We start from the raw sequence: 18,404 nt of genomic DNA on the forward strand, positions 1-18,404 counted from the left end.
TATTAGAATTTGTTTAAATACTATTTATTTTTTCATTCCGGTCTTCCTGTCAAGAATAAATTCTTCCCAACCTCCTGGAGGATCTAGCTCTCCTATTCCTCTAATATAATTTTGACAAAAATCATTAATTAATACTCCATCAATTGCCAAACACTCATTACTCCATAATAATTTCCCTCCTTTATTTATTGCATAAACTCCATAGGCTCCTGCAACATAAAATATATTATCATAATAATATAAGTGAGAAAAATATCCACTTATTTCCATAGTAAGGACATTAAGATTTTTCTTGACATCAAAAAGATGGAAATACATTTCATGTCCAACAGCAAGTAAATTACCTTCAATTACAGCTTTTTTAAATGGACTACACTTATATTCATATCTTAATTCATAAATATTATAATTTCCATGAAAATCTATTATTATAAATTCATTCTTTTGATAATGAATTGTCTCTTTACTTGAAATTAGAATTGGCACATTCTCATTTTCTCTAGGAATTACGGAGCAGAATTTAATATTCATATAGATAATTTCATTACTTTTTTTTGATTTTATCAATCAATATATCCACTGTTTGATTGGGTGTTAAACTACCATTATCTACAAACCAATTACTGAACGACCGTGTTGCATAGCCTTGTTTGTACATCTCTTTGATTCGTTTTCGCTCCCATGCCATCAGCTTTCGTTCTCCTCTATTCGTTAGAGCTATGCTTTCTGGTGTATTTAGTGTGATGACATATAATTCTTGTTCTGTCTTCACACATTCGGATTGGATAAAATCATAATCTATTTGTCGCAACGGATAGGCCACCACAAGGTATTCTTTTTTTATATTTTGTATCGATTGCTGAATGTAAGTCATCGATGCTTGAATATGTTCTTTCAACCTATGTTCATCTTCCAGACCATTATCATCACCGTCTATAAAAAGCGCATTGGGTAGCTTTTCGGCTAATAGCTTTCCAATAGTGGTTTTTCCAGAATTAACTACTCCATTAATACAAATTATCATTTTAAAGTATTTTAATCTTCTACATAGTGTTTTGCCTTCAGTATTTTCAAAATGCTATTGGTTGCTGGCCACATTTCAAATGATGTCCCCATATTGGTGAGCATGATGATTGTGATTTCACGTTTCAAATCTCTCCAGATTACCGTTTGATATCCATTTAATTCGCCTGTATGGAAGACCACTTTATTCTCATTATCATCTACTATAAGCCATCCAAATCCATATTCTGATAGCTTACCATTATTGAGCTTCGGTTTTGTAAAAGCTTCTTGTAATCTTTTTTCTTCAATTAGCTTATTTTCATACAGTGCCTGATCCCATAAGAACATATCTTCTGCTGTAGAGAATATGCCACCATCCCCAGTCGTGCGAATGGCATAATCATCTAATTCTCCTTTCTTAGTAAAGCCTATAGCCCTATTGTCATTGTCTAACGTTGGTGTATCGATAACTTTTGTATGGGTCATTTGTAGCGGTTTAAAAATCGTTTGATCCATAAACACTGCGAATGGTTTCTCACTTACTTTTTCAATGATTAATGATAATAGAACGTAACCTGTATTACTATATTCGTATTTTTCTCCTGGATTAAAATCTAACTTTTTTTGATTCATCAACCAGTTCAATACTTCTGTATTTGAAAAACCATGGATGATTTGTACCTCATCTTCTAAATAATCTTTTAGTCCAGAGGTATGATTGAGTAAGTTTCGAATTGTAATTCTTTTGGCATAACTGGGAAGCTGTGGAAAGTATTTTACAATGGCATCATCGTACGCAATTTTTTTTTGCTTTTTCAAAAGCATAATACCCATTGCAGTAAATTGTTTCGATAGGGATGCTAAATAAAACGTTGAGTTTTTGTCTAAAAGACTGTGCGTTCTCACATCGGCATATCCAATGGCTGTATCGTAAATTATTTTACCTTTTTCAGCCACTAGCACTGCTCCATTAAATCCTCCTTCTTTATTAAATTTTTTCATCACAGTATCAATACGGTCATGTTCACTTCCTGATTTGCAGGAAAAGAGCCCACTACTTATAAGCAATACGCTGATTACAATTTTTATGGTTTGAGTATTTAAAGTCATTTTCGGGGGAGTATTTTATATTTAAAAATAAGGTTTTTAGAAATAATTATCCAATTATGTATTCTTCATCTACCTTCATTACAATGGTTGGTTTACCTTTTGGATAATAATCAAATCCGCCAATATGCCCCAATGCTATGGGGTATTTTTCCAATATCGATTCCATCTTATCCTCAAAACTTAAAATATCAATGTATTGCTTTTTCTGTAACGCTTTGCCTTGTCTGCCATTGGTAAAAAACAACATTAAGTTCGTCCGACTTTCGACTTCTTTTTCTAAATAATAGAGTACATCAATATTCTCTTCTTTTGCCGTGGCACTAATTGCTGAAATGAACTTGTTTTTCTCGGCAATTACTATATTGCAATCCATTCGCAATGCCATGGTTTCTGCATTTTGCTTTTTCAAAGAAGATCCTACTAATTGTAGAAACTTCTTTTTCGGATAAATGAATGGTTTATTTTTATTTTCAAATCGGATTAACTTAGGCTGGTTCAACTTTTCATCTTCACATAGAATAACCTCCTCCTTTTTCAAAATTTTTTCTACTTCTTTCATGAACAAAAAATCATAATCGAAAAGTTGATGTGATCCTGTCCCAATTTTTAATATATTCTCATCTTGATAAGCATAGAGGAAACTTTCTTCATATTGATTCACAACTGCTTGTAGTTTTTCCAATACTCTTTCTGGATGTGCTGTTTTTACAATGGTTTCTAAGGATGCAGGATTATCCGCATGACCTCCATAACCTTTCCCAAATTTAAAGTAATCGTACGTATAAAGATCTGTGGGGTATTCAAAATACCAATAAACGCCTAAAATCATTTGTTTTTATTTTACTCTATTTATTACCGTAATGGCTTCGTTGCAAATTCATTCCTGCATCCATTAATTTAAACACCGTAAATGATGTGTTCTAATGCTATTATTTTAAATTCATTTTTCGTCATTTCAGCTAACAATTCTGCTCTTATTGTATCATCATAAATATTGATTAATAGGGCATTTTCTGAAATTTCAGGGTAACGTAAAGCGGTTGTTTTTGTTTGTGATTGTAATTCATTATAACGCTCATCTTCTTCTTCAATAAAACCGCTTGGGGATTTGTTTGGGCTTACAGAAATCCAACATTCTTTGTATTGTCCTCTATAGAGCGTATATCCGTAATCTAAACTATCGGGTGCTTCAAATTGAACATCCAATGCTTTTGAAATCTTTTGTACTACTTCTTCCAGAGCAGCATCAGTGTCTATAACATATTCGTATTCTGTGTCTATGATGAGTAGATTTAAATATTCTTTAAAATTATTTGCTACTTTTTCTTCGGAATCACATTCTGTATCTATCAATGTGATTTCAGGTTCGTCGTTGTTTTTTCTGTAATCCAAGCAAATATTCCAATGTCCATCACCATCAAAGGGAATAAGTCCATTCAGTTCAAAACTCACAGTACTTTCATAGTCTGACAAGTCACAATCTGTTAGGGAAGGAAAATGTGGCCCTATCCCAAAAATCTGTCCATGTGGCAATCCTTCAATCGTATAGCGGATATAACCTCCATTTTGAACATTTAATAGTTCAATATATTCTTTTGGTAATTTGTACCCAAGGCTTCTTTCAGCATCCAGTACCATTTCTTCTGTTAGTGTGGGTTGAACATAGGATAAATAAGCGGGTACTTGCCAAATATTCTTCATTTCGTTTTCTTCCATGTCAATTTATATTTTATGCGTTAGTTGTGTTTATTTTGTTCCTAATTCTTTTAGAAATTCCATAAAACTTGAGGCATACAATTCAAATTCCCATTTCCCAGCTCCATGCATACTGGTATAGATAGGGGCGTCATTTTCATGTATTGCATTCAAATCTATGCAATAGGGATCGGCTCCTGCATCGGCAATTACAACATAGTTTGCTGGCCAATCTTTTATTGGTTCTTGGGTTGTGGGATTAACCGAATAGCCTTCTTGGGCCTTTATTAGTTTTGAGGCACCATATAGATCTAATCCTTGAAAGTATTTTTTCCCATTTATGGTAACCCGAATCGGTGAGTAATTTTTTAGAAATAACAAATAATTTTCTGGTAAAGCCCAGTGTTGTTCAATCTTTTGTATATCGTTCTCATCAGCGATTGCAAACCAATTGAAAGGATTTACCAGGTCTTGATTTTTTCCTCTTTTAGCGATTAGCTTTTTATTCAATCTGACTATTAGTTTTTCAAGCGGCGTTTTTGGGTCTTCTAAGGATGGGTGTGTTTTTGGTGCTGTATGTCCTTCTCCATCTTTTTTTCCTTGTTGTTGCCATGCTAAAATTTCAGCAATTCTGAAATCTTCAGGGTTCCAATAGCCCGGATCATTGGGTAATCCTCGATCAAAGGTTTGATTACTTATAATCGAGAGGCTTTTTATAGCTTTCCCTCTAATTTCTTTGCTTAAATTTTCATTGTTTATTATCCCAATCACCGCATCATAGGCTTCTTTTCCCTTTACTTTGAATAGTCCATCGATTCCCCAATAGGTTAGTTCTGGTTCAGTAAGTGTCCATTCAAAATAGGTGACATAAGCTGTTTCATTATCGTGAACTAATCTTATTATATCTGATAGTAGATAATTCCTCCAGTGCAATAACTGCCCTTCTTTTGTGTATTGAATAAAGGCCTGTAGTACCTTTTCTCTTTCTGTTTCTCCAAAGGTTTTAATCAATTTGTCTTTCAGATTTGAAAATTTAACCCCATCTGTCTCGTTGATTAATTTTTGTATGGCTGGTTCAATGGTATTATTATTCATAAAAACGGCTTAATTTTTCAGGTTGCATTTACACTATACCTGTAAATATACTATGAAAGATTTCATAGGCAAAATCAATTTTCAAAATTTTGTATTCTCTCCTTTTTAAATATAAATTCAGCTATTACATACCTTACTAACATAAATGATAACATATTTTTTTATTTTTATTAAAAAATTCTATCTTCATTATTATTATATTTGAATTTGATCAATCAACAAGTTAGAGTTTAATACTATTATATAAAAATATCTTTATGGAAAGACAAACATTCAGTACTACTATTAATGCTTCAAGAGAAAGGGTTTGGGAAATACTATGGGGAAATTATTCTGCTTGGAATGCTCATTCTAGTGAGCGTCTTCGTTTAGAAAGTGATTTTAAAAGAGGTAGTAAATTAAAATACATTAGTAATACTAATAATGGTGTAGTGGCTACTATTGAAGAAATAATCCCTAATGAATACATCTCTCTTAGAGATCTTGGAGATATTAAGGATGGAGAAGAAATCGTTTATATAATGAGAACGGATGATATAGATTTACAAAACTTCAAATTAACGACAGTAGATGGCGCCACTTTATTAGAAGTAGATATGGTGAATGTTACTAATCCTAGTATTCAGGCAAAGTTGAAACAGTATTGGGATACAGCCTTACAAAATGTAAAGAACCTTTCTGAAAAGGAATAAATCATAGGATTCTATCTTTTAAAAAATAGGAGGTAAAAAAAAAGACTGTTATCTAACAGTCTTTTTTTTATGTTTTAACTGCTTTCCTCCATTTATATCCATCTACAAACTTATTTTAAGCTTTTAATTTTGTAAATTTATCAGCAATAGAATATCCGAAAAAATCCCTCCTCCCCCAATTACCTGTTCTAAAATTTAGAATCGTATTAAATTTTACAATCAATGGAATATACAATTAAATGGCTAGAGGACAAAACTCGTTTAAAAGAATTGGTGGATTTTTTCATGACCCACAAAACGGATTCCTACATCTCACATGGAGAAATATTATCGGGCAGAGCAGATGACTCTCATCACTGGAGCGCAAACCTTGAATCCATATTAAGCAAACAATTCAATGAGGATTTCAATAGTGAGGATTCAACCACAAAACTGAAAATTCTAATTGCCGAAAAAAATGATGGTACAATCATTGGTATGGTAGTATTCCATATTATCAATAGTGGTTTTAAGAATTACGCTGTTTTAGAAGACATGCTTTTAGACCACTCCATTCGAGGCCAATCTATTGGTAGCAAATTATTAGAAACCGCAATCGATGAATCGAAGCACTGGGGCATTAGCTTGATGCTATTAGAAAGTGGTATTGACAATCATGGTGCGCATCATTTCTTTGAAAAATATGGTTTTAAGAAAGTTTCTGAAAATTATATTCTCCCCCTTTAAAGTAATTTCTAATCAAAAATTAGTCTTTAATTAAAAATTCATTTCACTATGATAGATCCAAAATTTGATTTCTTTTTAAGTAGATTTTCTCTTTTTATATCCTTAACAGATGAAGAAAAACAACTTTTCATCAATCGAATAAGAGTTGTCACTGTAAAAAAAGGAACTTTTCTCCTAAAGGAAGGAACAATAAGTACACATTCTTATTTTGTTAACAAAGGTCTTGCGCGGATATACCATATTAATAAAGAGGGGAATGAAATAATTTCTTTTTTTGCATTAGAAGGATGGTGGGCCAATGATTTAGAAAGTTTTTGTACACAAACGCCTTCCAAAAAATTCATTGAGGTATTGGAAGATTCCGAATTATTCATCATTAGCCACACTGATTACGAACAGTCTTTTATTGATATTCCAAAATTTGAACGCTACTGGCGAATTATAGGTGTAAATAGTTACCTCGCTCATATTAAAAGACTCGAAGAATTTCAAGAATTATCTGCTGTCAAACGTTATAAACAGTTCATCAAAAAGTATCCTGAACTAGAATCCAGAACCAAACAAAAATATATTGCTTCCTATTGGGTATTGCTCCGGAATCGCTCAGTGCTCTCAAAAAGAAGCTCATTGAAAAAAAATAATTCCTTAAGATTTCTTATTGGCAACGTTTCCAAATCGTCCTAATTTTATAGTATTAGAAACCTGGATTATTCAAATCCACAGATATAAATACTATGAACCGATTATTAGATAAAGTGGTTATCATCACTGGTGCAGCAAATGGAATGGGTGCAGTCGAAGCAAAAATGTTGGCTATGGAAGGAGCAAAAGTACTGCTTACTGATGTGCAGGAAGAAAAGCTTAAAGTAGTTACTAATGAAATTAAGGCACTTGGAGGAGATGTTTCCTATATGGTTCATGATGTTAGTAATGAAAGTCAATGGGATGCCGTGATCAAAGAAGTAATTCGACTATATGGTAAGATTGATATTCTAGTAAATAATGCGGCTATTATAGGTGATATTTCTTCACCAATGGAAAATCGTACAGTTGAAGAGTTTAATAAAATTCTAAATATCAATTTAACGAGTCAATTTATAGGAATGAAATCTGTTGTACCCTATATGAAAAAAGCAAAAAAAGGTTCTATCGTCAATATTTCTTCTATTGGAGGAATAATGGGATCTGCTGGAGGCACTGCCTATACTGCATCAAAAGGTGGTTCCCGATTATTGTCAAAAGGTGCTGCTATAGAATTAGCTCCTTTTAATATTCGTGTAAATTCTGTTCATCCAGGATTTGTTGATACTCCAATGAATAAAAACATGCCTAACGCAAATGAATTTAAACAGATGGCCGTTGGCGGAACTCCTTTAGGTAGAGCTGGTAAAGAAGAAGAAATTGCTTATGGTGTTATTTTTCTAGCTTCAGATGAATCCTCTTTTATTACAGGTACAGAACTAATTATTGACGGGGGAAATACTGCTGTTTAATTTAGTTTAATCATAACAATAACATAGGTAAAATAGAGTGAAATCTATTTTACCTTTTTTTATTCCATTTTATTGTTTTGCTAATTTCTTAATATCTTCTATTTCTAGAATTTGTGTGGGATAACCGATCAAAGCACTATTAATCATCGCTAGTCCTACTTCTTTCATTGTGCTAATTTGATTGGGGAATATTAATCGCAACAAGGGCGTCATACTACTAATCACTTTATAATATCCTTTTACGTTTTTTTGTCCTTTTGTTGGCTTCATAAATCCCGGTCGGAAATTATATTCTTTTTTAAAGGCTAATTTCAGTAAGGCATTCTCCGTCTTTCCTTTAACACGAGCCCACATAACTTTCCCTTTTTCCGAACTATCGGTATGACTGCCAGACACAAAACTGAAAATCATATTGGAATTGAAATGAACCAAAGTGTTTGCAAAATGCATTGTTGTGTCATAAGTAATATAACTGTATTCTGACTCTTTCATTCCGTTTGAACTTATACCTGCACAATAGAAACAGGCATCGTATCCTGTTAATTCTGCTGTAACTTCATCCAACTTAAAGAAATCTGAAACAATGCATTCTTTTAATTTGACATGACTAAACCCCGATGGCTTCCGATTTACAATGAGCACTTTCTCTATTTCAGGATGTGCTAAACATTCTAGCAATACTCCTTCACCTACCATGCCTGTAGCTCCAGTAATAATAACTTTTATCCCCATAAATCGGTATCTGTTTATTAATAAGACTATAACTCAAAAAGATGTCTCTCAAAGTTAAATTATTATCTGCACAAATACTTTAATTCTGCATGCTCATTTCATTTATTGAAAAGTAATACCAAACTATAATTTTGTTGCCACACGTTCGATTGGGATTACTACAAATAATGTGTTGATGTACTTAAAGCGTTTCTTTTTCATTTTTATACATTTTAAAATTAATACCGGACAAATGTGCGACAGTTCAAAACTTTAAAACTTGACTTAAGTCAAAAAATGAAAAAAGGTATTTTTTACTCTCTTTTAAAAAAGTAATTTTACATTTCCCTTTTATACAAGTTATTCTTATGATTGATAATACTATTGTTGTGGTTCCCTATTCTAATGATTGGGCTCCCTCTTTTCAGCTTTTAAAAACTATTTATGAATCTCATTTAAATGGGCTTTTCACAAGTATTGAACATGTTGGAAGTACCTCCGTAGTTGGACTAGCGGCAAAACCGGTTTTGGATATTGACATTATTATTCACAATCAAAGTACACTTGAACAATGTATCAGAACACTACAAAAACTAGGGTATACTAGTGTTGGTGAAATGGGTATTCCGGGAAGATTTGCATTCAGAAGGGATTCGAATAAAACACCTGAAAATGGTTCAGGTACACCATGGCCACAACATCATTTATATGTTTGTCTTGAAGACAGTATCAGCCTAAAAAATCATTTGTCTTTTCGGAATTATCTTCGTTCAAATCCTAAAGCTGTTCAGGAATATAGTACCTTAAAGATGGGATTGGCTCAAAAATTCCCTAATGATATTGATCAATATGTTGAAGGTAAAACAGCTTTCATTATTTCTATCTTAGAAAAAACGGGGATTGACTCCAATTCTTTACAGGACATTACACTTCAGAATAAAGCAAAATAAAAGTAAAAAGGCTGTTGATGATACAACAGCCTTTTTACTTTATCCATTTAGAATTTTGCTTTTCTCTGCATTAAATTCATCTTGTGTCAGAATTTGCGCATCTAATAATTCTTTGAGATCCATTAATGCTTGCTTCTTTGCATTTAAACCTTGTTCTGCTGGGGCTTCAACGGTCACTTTTTCAACGGATGTTGTCATCGCGCTCTTACTTCCGTATTGCAATAAAAGTTCTGTTATTTCATTGTATCCTTTGATATTCGAATAATCAATTGCTTTTTGCTCTTTTACATTCACAATTGCAGGGTCTGCCTTGTGTTCTAATAAATATTTTACGATATCCTTCTTTCCATTTGCAGCAGCATAATGTAATGCTGTATTACCGCTTTCATCTTGAATATCGACTTTGGCTTCATTTTCAATCAGCAATTTCACTAAACTAAGATGTCCTTTTTTAGTGGCTACATGCAATAAACTTTCTCCGCCGTAATTATAATTATTATTCAAAGTAAAACTACTATCTACTGCAATATTTGTAGCAGATTCAATCCAATCCAAGTAAGAATTCATAGATTCATCTTGGCCTGATATTGGTTTGCTGTAATTCACATCTATTCCATTATTGAGGAATAGGCTAACAATTTCTTTTTGATTATTACCACAAGCATACCATATTGGTGATAAACCATTGGAAGAAGATACTTTAATATCAGCTCCTTTTTCTACTAATAGTTTAATCATCATATTATTGTTTTGGTAACAGGCCAACAATAGCGCTGTTTCTCCTTCATGGTTGCTGTGATTTACATTTGCACCATTCTCCAACAATAGTTCTGTCACAGGTACGTTTTTTGACTCAATCGCTGAAAAAAGTGGTGTATTTCCTAATTTATCTGTAGCATTTACATTGGCTCCATGATTAATAAAAACCAGTACAACTTCTTTATTTCGAACACCTGATGCTAAGAACAGTGGGGTTTCTGCACGATTATTTTCTGCATCGACTTCAATATCTCCTATCGCTAATAATTTTTCAACCAATTCGATTTGGGAGGTTACCGCTGTAAGATGTAATAAACTATTGCCTTGATTATCATTGATTGTTGTTTTTGCTCCTGCTTCTAATAAGTATAAAGCAGTTTGTTTCTGTTTTTGTAAACAGGCAAAAAATAACGGTGTTTCTCCATTATGATCTTCATAATCCAAAACAGCACCGGCTTCTATCAGTGATTTTACAATATCCAAATAACCTCTGTGTGCAGCATAATGTAAGGCTGTTCTCCCTTTTTCATCGGTATAGGCTACCTCTACTTCATTATTGTTCAGTAATAATTCTGCTATTTTTCGTTTACCTGCTTCGCAGGCTATTATAAATGACATTGACATTGTTATACTTTTTAGGATTTATTTTTCAACAGTAGTTCTACTGTTTTTAATTTTAAATTATCATCTGAAGCTAGCATTAAAGCTGTTTGTTCCTTACTATTGATAAGATTACTGTCTATTCCTTTTTCAATTAATAGTTTTGCTTTTTTATAAGTATCTCGCGCTTGTTCATTGTCATAATTTACATTGAAAGCACATACAATATGCAATAAGTTGTTTCCATCCTTATCAATGTGATTAATATCGATGACATCGAGATCAATTACGGCCTTGAATACATCAAATGATTTTTCTGCAATAGCTTCTATAGGCGTTTTTCCATTACCATAATAAATTGACGGTAATAATAAATCTCCTCCATCTTCAATTAGTTTCACCAACAATTTTATCGTGCTTTCTGAAGAATCATGTATTCTTCGAGCATATTCAAATAGAATTGTAGTTTGTTCTGAGTTGACTTGATTTAAATCTGGTGATTGGTATTCTTTTAATTTATCATATAATTTGATGTCTAAATAATCAACAACAACTTCATAAAATGAAGACTTGCCTTTATCGTCTTGGTGATTTGGGTCTGCTCCTTGTTGTAAAAGCAAATCCATCTGAGCTTCTTTTTGTCTGGAAAGGGAATAACTCAAAGCCGTTTTGTTTACCACATTTTCTGCATTAATATCCAATCCTTCTTGGATGAAGAATTCTAAATAGGCTAATGCTTTCTCCGGTCTCATTCTATTATTGCTGGCAATACGGTGTAAAAATGTATCATCGGAATTATTGGTATAATTCACATCACATCCTGCTTTCACCAAACTTTTCACTACTTCAATATCTGCTCCTTCTTCTATAGCATAACTCAATAGTGTATGTCCCATGACCTCATCATTGAGACTGTCCAACTTGGAGAAAAAATCATCCAAGAAAGCAATAAAGCTTTCATCAAATTGTTGATTTCTAACTATACTTTCAAAAATGGATCCTTTGAAACCATCGTATTCATAAATATCGGTTTCGATGATTCCTTCTGCTATGAAAAACTGAAGTGTTTCCCTTGATTGCTCTCTGATTGCTTTTTCAAAAATCTGCGAACGATTGTAATCGTCCATACTCTTTAACAGGTTTTTATTTTCTTTTAATATAAGTCTTCCTTCTTCGAAATTATTATTCCTAAAGGCACCTAGTAATGTTGCCGAATCTGACATATAATCTTTTTATTTTGGTTAAGTTCTTAAGTTTGAAATAATCAAATCTTAAGGCAATTATTTCAATAGACTACACTTTCTTAAAAAGACATCTATTGATTCTTAAATTATATCCCAAATTAGCAAACCCTTTTCAAAGAAAAAAATATTGTTTAGCCAAAAAAAGATTAAATATTTATATGTTATACTAAAAAGACGATTCATCCGAATCGTCTTTTTAGATTATCAATACGTTTTATATTAACAGTATCATCCTACTGTCAATTGATTAATCGTTTTCTGAATTTATGAATTACATAAGGTGACTTGTTTTTTCTGGCGGGCTTCTATCTGACTTCTTAAAAGAATCATCAACAAGGAGGCAAAACCAAAGGCCATCCCTACCCATGGAGAAATCTGAATACCTTGATGAGCAATGAACCATCCACTTACAGCCGTACCCAATGCAACCCCTAAATTCCCAGAGGATACCGCTAAACTATTCGCAAACTCTAAGGCATCGGGCGCAGCAGATATTAAATAGGCGGCTGCCGTTAAAAAACAAGGTGCATACAAAAATCCCCATACTGCAATACAAACTATAGTTTGAGTAGCATTTGAACCCGAATAATACAATCCAAAAGGAATTAACATTGTTCCTAAAAGAAAAGCTGCTGTTGTTAATGGAACACTTTTACTCAATAATTTTCCTGCAAGCCAATTTCCTGCAATTCCAGTAATCCCAAACAATAGCATCATACTACTAATTTTACCTTCGTTCATTCCTTTTACTTTCCCTAAAAAATCAGCAAAATAACTATAGGTCGAAAACCAAGCGGCAATCATTAAGAAATTCATAAAAATGCTGATTACAAAATCTGGTTTTGTCAGAATACGTAATTGGTTGCCATATGATTTCTTCTCTTTTACTGGCATCGATGGTAAACCTTTAAAAATAGCGACCAAGGCAATAATCGTTACAATCGTCTGAACCACAAAAGAGCCCTGCCACTGGTATATACTTGCTATATACGTAGCAAAAGGAACTGTTGTTACCATCGATATTGCAATTCCACCGAGTACAATTCCCATGTACTGATGTTCTTTTTTCTTATCCACATTACTCACCGCTGCTGCAATTGCCGTAGAGATATAAACAGGCTGTAGAAATGCAGGTAATATTCGAACGGTCATCAGTAACCAAAAGGGTGGCGATAAGGTTGAAATTACTCCTGTAAATAAAAAAAGAGCAATACTTCCCATCATAATTTTCTTCCGATTTATTCCTGAAGTAAATAAAGTCATAAAAGGCCCAGTTGTTGCAATCACTAAAGCAAAGGCACTCAATAACCATCCAGCCTGATCGATACTAATACTATAGTAATCTGCTATTTGAGGTAAAATACCAATTACTCCAAATTCGGTGGTTATTACACCAATCATTCCTAAACATCCTATATATGCCGTTTTTTTCATCTTTTATATCACTCTACTATTTTATGTTATAACAATAGGCTTCTCCTATCGCTTGTAAACTTTGACAGCAAAGTTCAGAAGATGATAACCATAAACAAAATAATATGATTTATCTATTTGTATAAATTATTTTATAGCTTTGTATATGGTAAATTTAGAATGGTATCGAACTTTTAAGGCAATCTATCGAAAAGGTACACTGACTGGTGCTGCCGAAGAATTATTTATTTCACAGCCCAATGTGAGCCAACATTTATCAGCATTGGAGGCCCATATTGGTCAAAAGCTATTCGAACGAAAACCTCGTAAAATGGTTCCAACGGATTACGGAAAGCAATTTTATTCCGAAGTCATTGAAGCGATTGAAAAACTAGAACAGGTTGAAACCAATTTTAGATATACTATGCTGTCCCGAAATTGCCCACAGATTAACCTAGGAGCAAATCTGGAATATTTTGATCATTATATTGCCCCACGCATTAATGAATCTCCAGGAAATCTTTCGGTAGAATTTGGAACTGCAGAATATCTTACCAGTCGATTGATTAAAGGTAAATTGGATTTTGTTATTGTAAATCAACAGATCGATATCCCTACACTAACCTATACAGCCATTTGCACAGAAGAATACTTTCTCGTAGGAAACACAAAGTTCAATACGGAGTTTATTGATGAATTTATCCGCAAAAAAGAGTACAAAGAATTAGAATGTTGGTTAGCACAACAAAACTGGCTCATCAATAATAGTGACATGGATGTCATGCGTGAATTTTGGATGCAAAATTTCAAAAAGAGACCTTGTACAAAACCTAAGTTTGATATTCCGTTCTCTGGTTCCATTCTGAAAGCCATTCATCAAAATGGTGGACTTACAATTGTTCCTGCTTATTTACTCCAAACTTATCTTGATAATCAAGAACTAAAGATTCTTTGGAAAGGTTTAAAACCTATTACCAACACGATATATTTAGCCTATGATACAACTAAGGTTACCACACAACAAATTGCTATTGTCAAAAAATTGATGCGTTGTTCTGTCCCACTGAGATAATCATTTTCTTTACCAAAGAACCTTATTTTTAACATCATCATTCATTTTTTGCAAAAAAGTCTATATTTACATATAAACTAACATCATCAATATGGAGATAAGTCTTATAATAGTTCTTTTTATTACGTTACTCATTATCAATAATAGCACCAATTCTAAACTTGATAAAATTGAAGGTAGACTAAGAGATTTACAACGAAATCTTGAATTCTTAAAACGAAAAGAACAGGGTATTGAAAAAGAAATTGAATCTGTTGAAAAAGTTCCAATACAAACGAAACAACCTGTCGTTACCCCACCTATTCCAGAACCTGAAGTTACTCCTGTAGTACCACCTCCTATTATAGAACCTCCAAAAGAGGTCAAAGAAATTATTAAAACAGCGGAGAAAACTGCTCCAATTCAAGCAGACAAGAAGCCTGTTGACACGTACGAAGTTCCGAAACCGAAACCAGTCGTAACACCTCGTGTACCTCATAAATCATCATGGGAAAAATTCAAAGAAAAAAATCCTGATTTAGAAAAATTCATTGGAGAAAATCTAATCAATAAAATTGGTATTCTAATCTTGGTGTTAGGGATTAGCTACTTTGTAAAATATGCAATCGATAAAGATTGGATCAATGAACCTGCCCGTGTGGGAATCGGTATACTTTGTGGTGGTATTGTTATGGCCGTTGCACATAAACTTCGAAAAAACTATGCTGCATTCAGTTCCGTTCTGGTAGCGGGTGCTTTTGCCATATTCTATTTTACTATCTCTATTGCATTCCATGATTACCATCTGTTCAGTCAGACGGTTGCCTTTTCAATCATGGTTGTCATTACAGCGTTTAGTGCGTTAATTTCATTATCGTATAATCGCATTGAACTTGCTATTCTCACCCTAATTGGAGGATTTGCTGCCCCATTTATTGTGAGTACAGGGCAAGGAAACTACATTGTATTATTTACATATATCATGATATTGGATGTAGGAATCTTAGCATTAGCCTACTATCGAAAATGGAATTTATTGACGCTTCTTGCCTATATATTTACGAGTATATTATACATCGGATGGTTAAGCTCAATCTTAGGAAAAGAAAATGCGCCTTATTATAATGCAATGCTTTTTGCAACTGGCTTCTATCTCATTTTTATTCTGATTACGCTTATAAATAATATGAGAACCAAAGGTCTTTTTACAACTATGGAGTTAGTCCTTCTTACCAGTAATACCTTTGTTTATTATGCTATAGGCATGGCAATATTAAACCGTTATCATCCAGAATTAAATGGGTTATTCACCACTTTACTTGGACTATTCAATTTAATATACGCTTGGTTTTTATATAAGAAATTTGGAGCCGACAAAACAGTTATCTATCTGCTTATTGGGCTAACATTAACGTTTATTACGCTTGCAATTCCGATCCAATTTAAAGGAAATCAGATTACTTTATTCTGGGCTGGAGAAGCTGTATTATTAATGTGGCTAGCACAAAAATCTAAAATCAACAATTTCCGTTTTGCTTCCGTACTGGTTCATCTGCTCATGTTGATTAGCCTTATTATGGATTGGAGTAATATTTACAACAGTGATAAAGTTTTAAATATCATATTAAATCCTGCTTTTATTTCAGGAGCTGTATCTCTAATTTCATTATTTGCCGTACGTTACATCTTATCAAAAGAAACGGAGAACTGTCACTTGTGGGGTATTCGATTTAATCCACAATCGTACAGCAACTATCTTCAAGGTTTAGCACTCGTAATGCTGTACTTTATCGGGATGTTTGAAATCAGTTATCAAGCACATGATTACATCACTAATGATTACTCTGCTGCTTCATTCTCGGTTGTGTATCATCTATTATTCTCTGTAGTATTTGTTCATTTCTATTGTAAAAACAATACAAATACGCAATTGGCAGCCTTGATATCAACCATAAATATCATAGTATATGCTTTTGCATTTACAATACTTGCCTTTAAAGAACAAGAAGATTACTTAAGCTCAACTGTTACTTTACGCATTGGTTTTATTTTACATTATATCTCTTTAGCGTGTATCATTTACTTTGGCTATATATTGTATAACATTAATCAGAAACGATTACTACCGTCTGTATTTAATGCCAAACTATATATCTGGGTTGTAGCATTCTTTATTGTATATATTGCTAGTTCGGAAGTAATGTTACATTGTTTAGTACTTTCTACAGAACCTGTGACTACCCAACAAGCGCTTTCAGATCCTATGTATCAAAGCATGGATTACAACAAAGAGGTACTAATGGAAATTGCTGTAGAAAAATTAATTGCAAGCACAAGAATACAGATTATCAAAATAGCTTATCCTATTCTATGGGGAGTAATTGCTTTCCTTTTCCTAATTATTGGAATAAAGAAACAATGGAAAAGTTTACGCATCATTTCCTTAGTTTTATTAGGTATTACAATATTTAAACTATTCGTTTATGACATTAGAAATGTTTCGGAAACTGGTAAAATAGTAGCCTTTATATTACTAGGAGTACTCATCTTAATCATTTCATTTGTATACCAGAAAATCAAAGTTCTGGTACTCGATGACCCAACAAAAAACTCAAAGACTGAACCGGATGAAAAAGTTTAAATTTATCCTATTTTTATTACTGACTACTGCTGCTTTTGCTCAAGAATTCTCGACAAAAGCAGCCGTTCAGGCAGTACAACAAGATGGCTTACACCGTATTTTGATTACACCCGAAATACGATCGTTATCTAGTCCTGACCAAAGGGATGTTCGTTTATATGACAGCAAAGGAACAGAGGTTCCTTACCTCATCAATACCATCGATACTCAAAAAAACAGCAGTCATTTTGATGCCTTTCCTATAGTTTCCAGAAATAGTGCTCCTGCAAAAAGTTCTTCTATTATTGCGGAAAATGTAAATAGCAAGCCTCTAAATGAAATTGTTCTGGCTATTACCAATTCGGAAGTTACCAAGACCTATAGTATTAGTGGTAGTAATGATCAGAAGCAATGGTTTGGATTAATTAATAATCAACAATTATACGATTTAAACAGTAATACCAAAACATTTGTTTATCAAACTATTCCACTGCCTTTATCAACTTATCGTTATATAAAAGTTGATTTTAACGATGTGAAAACATTACCGATTGAAGTACTAAAAATAGGGATTTTTAAACAGGAGACTTACCCTATTACCTTTATTAATGTTACTCCTACTACCATAAAAACAGACCAATTAACAGATCGCAAACAAACGCGTATTCGTGTTCATTTTGATAATCCACAGGCAATTCATCAGATTACATTTGACATCACTAATCCTGCTTTATACAATAGAGATGCTAGCATCGTTTTCAGCGGAGAACGACGTGTAAAACGAAAAATGAAACCATATACTGAAACGTTGTATCGTTTTGTTTTAAATGCGGATCAATCGAAACAATTCAATATTTCTGAATTGAATAAAAAAGATTTTGATATTTTAATTGATAATGGAGATAATCAACCGCTAACAATCAATTCAATCGGGTTTAAACAAATACCTGTTTACCTTATTGCCGATTTAAAAGTAGGTGAAAAATATACTTTAAAGACAGGGAATAATACTTTACAAGCGCCACAATATGACCTTTCTTATTTTGAATCGAGCATTGCCAATGATTTGCCATTAGCCACTTTTTCAAAAATAACTAGTCTTGCAAAACCAGTGGTTTCAATCGAAAGTTATTTCTGGCAAAGACCTTGGTTTCTTTGGGTTTGTATTGGGATTGGTGGATTAGTTATTCTTTATTTTTCATTGAGTTTATTAAAAGACATGAAAAAAGAGTAATTACAA

At 33.0% G+C, this 18,404-nt stretch carries 18 protein-coding genes; 8 read left to right on the forward strand and 10 right to left on the reverse strand.

From position 1 onward, the window contains the following. Nucleotides 1-24 precede the first annotated feature (24 nt). The 6 genes from P6733_RS11435 to P6733_RS11460 form a co-directional block, all read right to left on the reverse strand. Complete coding sequence (locus P6733_RS11435; RefSeq protein WP_306353029.1) at nucleotides 25-531, reverse strand: hypothetical protein; 507 nt, start codon at nucleotides 529-531, stop codon at nucleotides 25-27. 13 nt (nucleotides 532-544) lie between these two features. Next, nucleotides 545-1,024: a hypothetical protein gene (locus P6733_RS11440; protein ID WP_306353030.1), complete on the reverse strand. Its 480-nt coding sequence runs from the start codon at nucleotides 1,022-1,024 to the stop codon at nucleotides 545-547. Between the two features lie 11 nt (nucleotides 1,025-1,035). Continuing rightward, entirely contained in the window at nucleotides 1,036-2,115 is a 1,080-nt protein-coding gene (locus tag P6733_RS11445; RefSeq protein ID WP_306353031.1) for a serine hydrolase domain-containing protein, read from the reverse strand. 46 nt (nucleotides 2,116-2,161) lie between these two features. Beyond that, complete coding sequence (locus P6733_RS11450) at nucleotides 2,162-2,944, reverse strand: hypothetical protein (protein WP_306353032.1); 783 nt, start codon at nucleotides 2,942-2,944, stop codon at nucleotides 2,162-2,164. Nucleotides 2,945-3,012: 68 nt separating this feature from the next. Beyond that, complete coding sequence (locus P6733_RS11455) at nucleotides 3,013-3,831, reverse strand: SMI1/KNR4 family protein (protein WP_306353033.1); 819 nt, start codon at nucleotides 3,829-3,831, stop codon at nucleotides 3,013-3,015. Between the two features lie 30 nt (nucleotides 3,832-3,861). Next, a complete protein-coding gene (locus P6733_RS11460) occupies nucleotides 3,862-4,905 on the reverse strand; it encodes an SMI1/KNR4 family protein (RefSeq protein ID WP_306353034.1) in 1,044 nt (347 codons plus the stop codon). Nucleotides 4,906-5,162: 257 nt separating this feature from the next. Between P6733_RS11460 and P6733_RS11465 the strand changes: the two genes are divergently transcribed. The 4 genes from P6733_RS11465 (at nucleotide 5,163) to P6733_RS11480 (ending at nucleotide 7,816) form a co-directional block, all read left to right on the forward strand. Continuing rightward, on the forward strand, nucleotides 5,163-5,597 hold the full coding sequence (locus P6733_RS11465) for an SRPBCC family protein (RefSeq protein ID WP_306353035.1): 435 nt from the start codon (nucleotides 5,163-5,165) through the stop codon (nucleotides 5,595-5,597). Nucleotides 5,598-5,819: 222 nt separating this feature from the next. Continuing rightward, on the forward strand, nucleotides 5,820-6,323 hold the full coding sequence (locus P6733_RS11470) for a GNAT family N-acetyltransferase (protein ID WP_306353036.1): 504 nt from the start codon (nucleotides 5,820-5,822) through the stop codon (nucleotides 6,321-6,323). A 48-nt stretch (nucleotides 6,324-6,371) separates the two neighbouring features. Beyond that, nucleotides 6,372-7,007, forward strand: a complete 636-nt coding sequence (locus tag P6733_RS11475) for a Crp/Fnr family transcriptional regulator (protein ID WP_306353037.1) — start codon at nucleotides 6,372-6,374, stop codon at nucleotides 7,005-7,007. A 50-nt stretch (nucleotides 7,008-7,057) separates the two neighbouring features. Further along, on the forward strand, nucleotides 7,058-7,816 hold the full coding sequence (locus P6733_RS11480; protein WP_306353038.1) for an SDR family NAD(P)-dependent oxidoreductase: 759 nt from the start codon (nucleotides 7,058-7,060) through the stop codon (nucleotides 7,814-7,816). Between the two features lie 69 nt (nucleotides 7,817-7,885). Here P6733_RS11480 and P6733_RS11485 read toward each other — a convergent pair whose 3' ends face one another. Further along, nucleotides 7,886-8,548 (reverse strand): NAD-dependent epimerase/dehydratase family protein, encoded by a 663-nt coding sequence (locus tag P6733_RS11485; RefSeq protein WP_306353039.1) that lies wholly within the window; start codon nucleotides 8,546-8,548, stop codon nucleotides 7,886-7,888. 347 nt (nucleotides 8,549-8,895) lie between these two features. Between P6733_RS11485 and P6733_RS11490 the strand changes: the two genes are divergently transcribed. After that, on the forward strand, nucleotides 8,896-9,477 hold the full coding sequence (locus tag P6733_RS11490; RefSeq protein WP_306353040.1) for a GrpB family protein: 582 nt from the start codon (nucleotides 8,896-8,898) through the stop codon (nucleotides 9,475-9,477). Nucleotides 9,478-9,516: 39 nt separating this feature from the next. On the opposite strand, the gene P6733_RS11495 is transcribed toward P6733_RS11490, so the two are convergent. The 3 genes from P6733_RS11495 to P6733_RS11505 all read right to left on the reverse strand — a co-directional run bounded on the left by P6733_RS11495 (nucleotide 9,517) and on the right by P6733_RS11505 (nucleotide 13,514). Next, nucleotides 9,517-10,860, reverse strand: coding sequence for an ankyrin repeat domain-containing protein (locus P6733_RS11495; protein WP_306353041.1), 1,344 nt, complete (start codon nucleotides 10,858-10,860; stop codon nucleotides 9,517-9,519). Between the two features lie 11 nt (nucleotides 10,861-10,871). After that, nucleotides 10,872-12,059: an ankyrin repeat domain-containing protein gene (locus tag P6733_RS11500; RefSeq protein ID WP_306353042.1), complete on the reverse strand. Its 1,188-nt coding sequence runs from the start codon at nucleotides 12,057-12,059 to the stop codon at nucleotides 10,872-10,874. Nucleotides 12,060-12,344: 285 nt separating this feature from the next. Then, nucleotides 12,345-13,514, reverse strand: a complete 1,170-nt coding sequence (locus tag P6733_RS11505; protein ID WP_306353043.1) for an MFS transporter — start codon at nucleotides 13,512-13,514, stop codon at nucleotides 12,345-12,347. Nucleotides 13,515-13,659: 145 nt separating this feature from the next. Here P6733_RS11505 and P6733_RS11510 point away from each other — a divergent pair, with 145 nt between their 5' ends. The 3 genes from P6733_RS11510 (at nucleotide 13,660) to P6733_RS11520 (ending at nucleotide 18,398) form a co-directional block, all read left to right on the forward strand. After that, nucleotides 13,660-14,565, forward strand: a complete 906-nt coding sequence (locus P6733_RS11510; protein ID WP_306353045.1) for a LysR family transcriptional regulator — start codon at nucleotides 13,660-13,662, stop codon at nucleotides 14,563-14,565. A 91-nt stretch (nucleotides 14,566-14,656) separates the two neighbouring features. Next, complete coding sequence (locus tag P6733_RS11515; protein WP_306353046.1) at nucleotides 14,657-17,185, forward strand: DUF2339 domain-containing protein; 2,529 nt, start codon at nucleotides 14,657-14,659, stop codon at nucleotides 17,183-17,185. Beyond that, the gene (locus P6733_RS11520; RefSeq protein ID WP_306353047.1) at nucleotides 17,172-18,398 is read left to right on the forward strand and encodes a DUF3999 family protein; all 1,227 of its coding nucleotides are present in this window, start codon (nucleotides 17,172-17,174) and stop codon (nucleotides 18,396-18,398) included. The genes P6733_RS11515 and P6733_RS11520 overlap by 14 nt, the downstream gene beginning before the upstream one ends. Nucleotides 18,399-18,404: the final 6 nt, after the last annotated feature.

It is taken from the genome of Flavobacterium aerium (assembly GCF_030766725.1).
Classification (GTDB): domain Bacteria; phylum Bacteroidota; class Bacteroidia; order Flavobacteriales; family Flavobacteriaceae; genus Flavobacterium; species Flavobacterium aerium.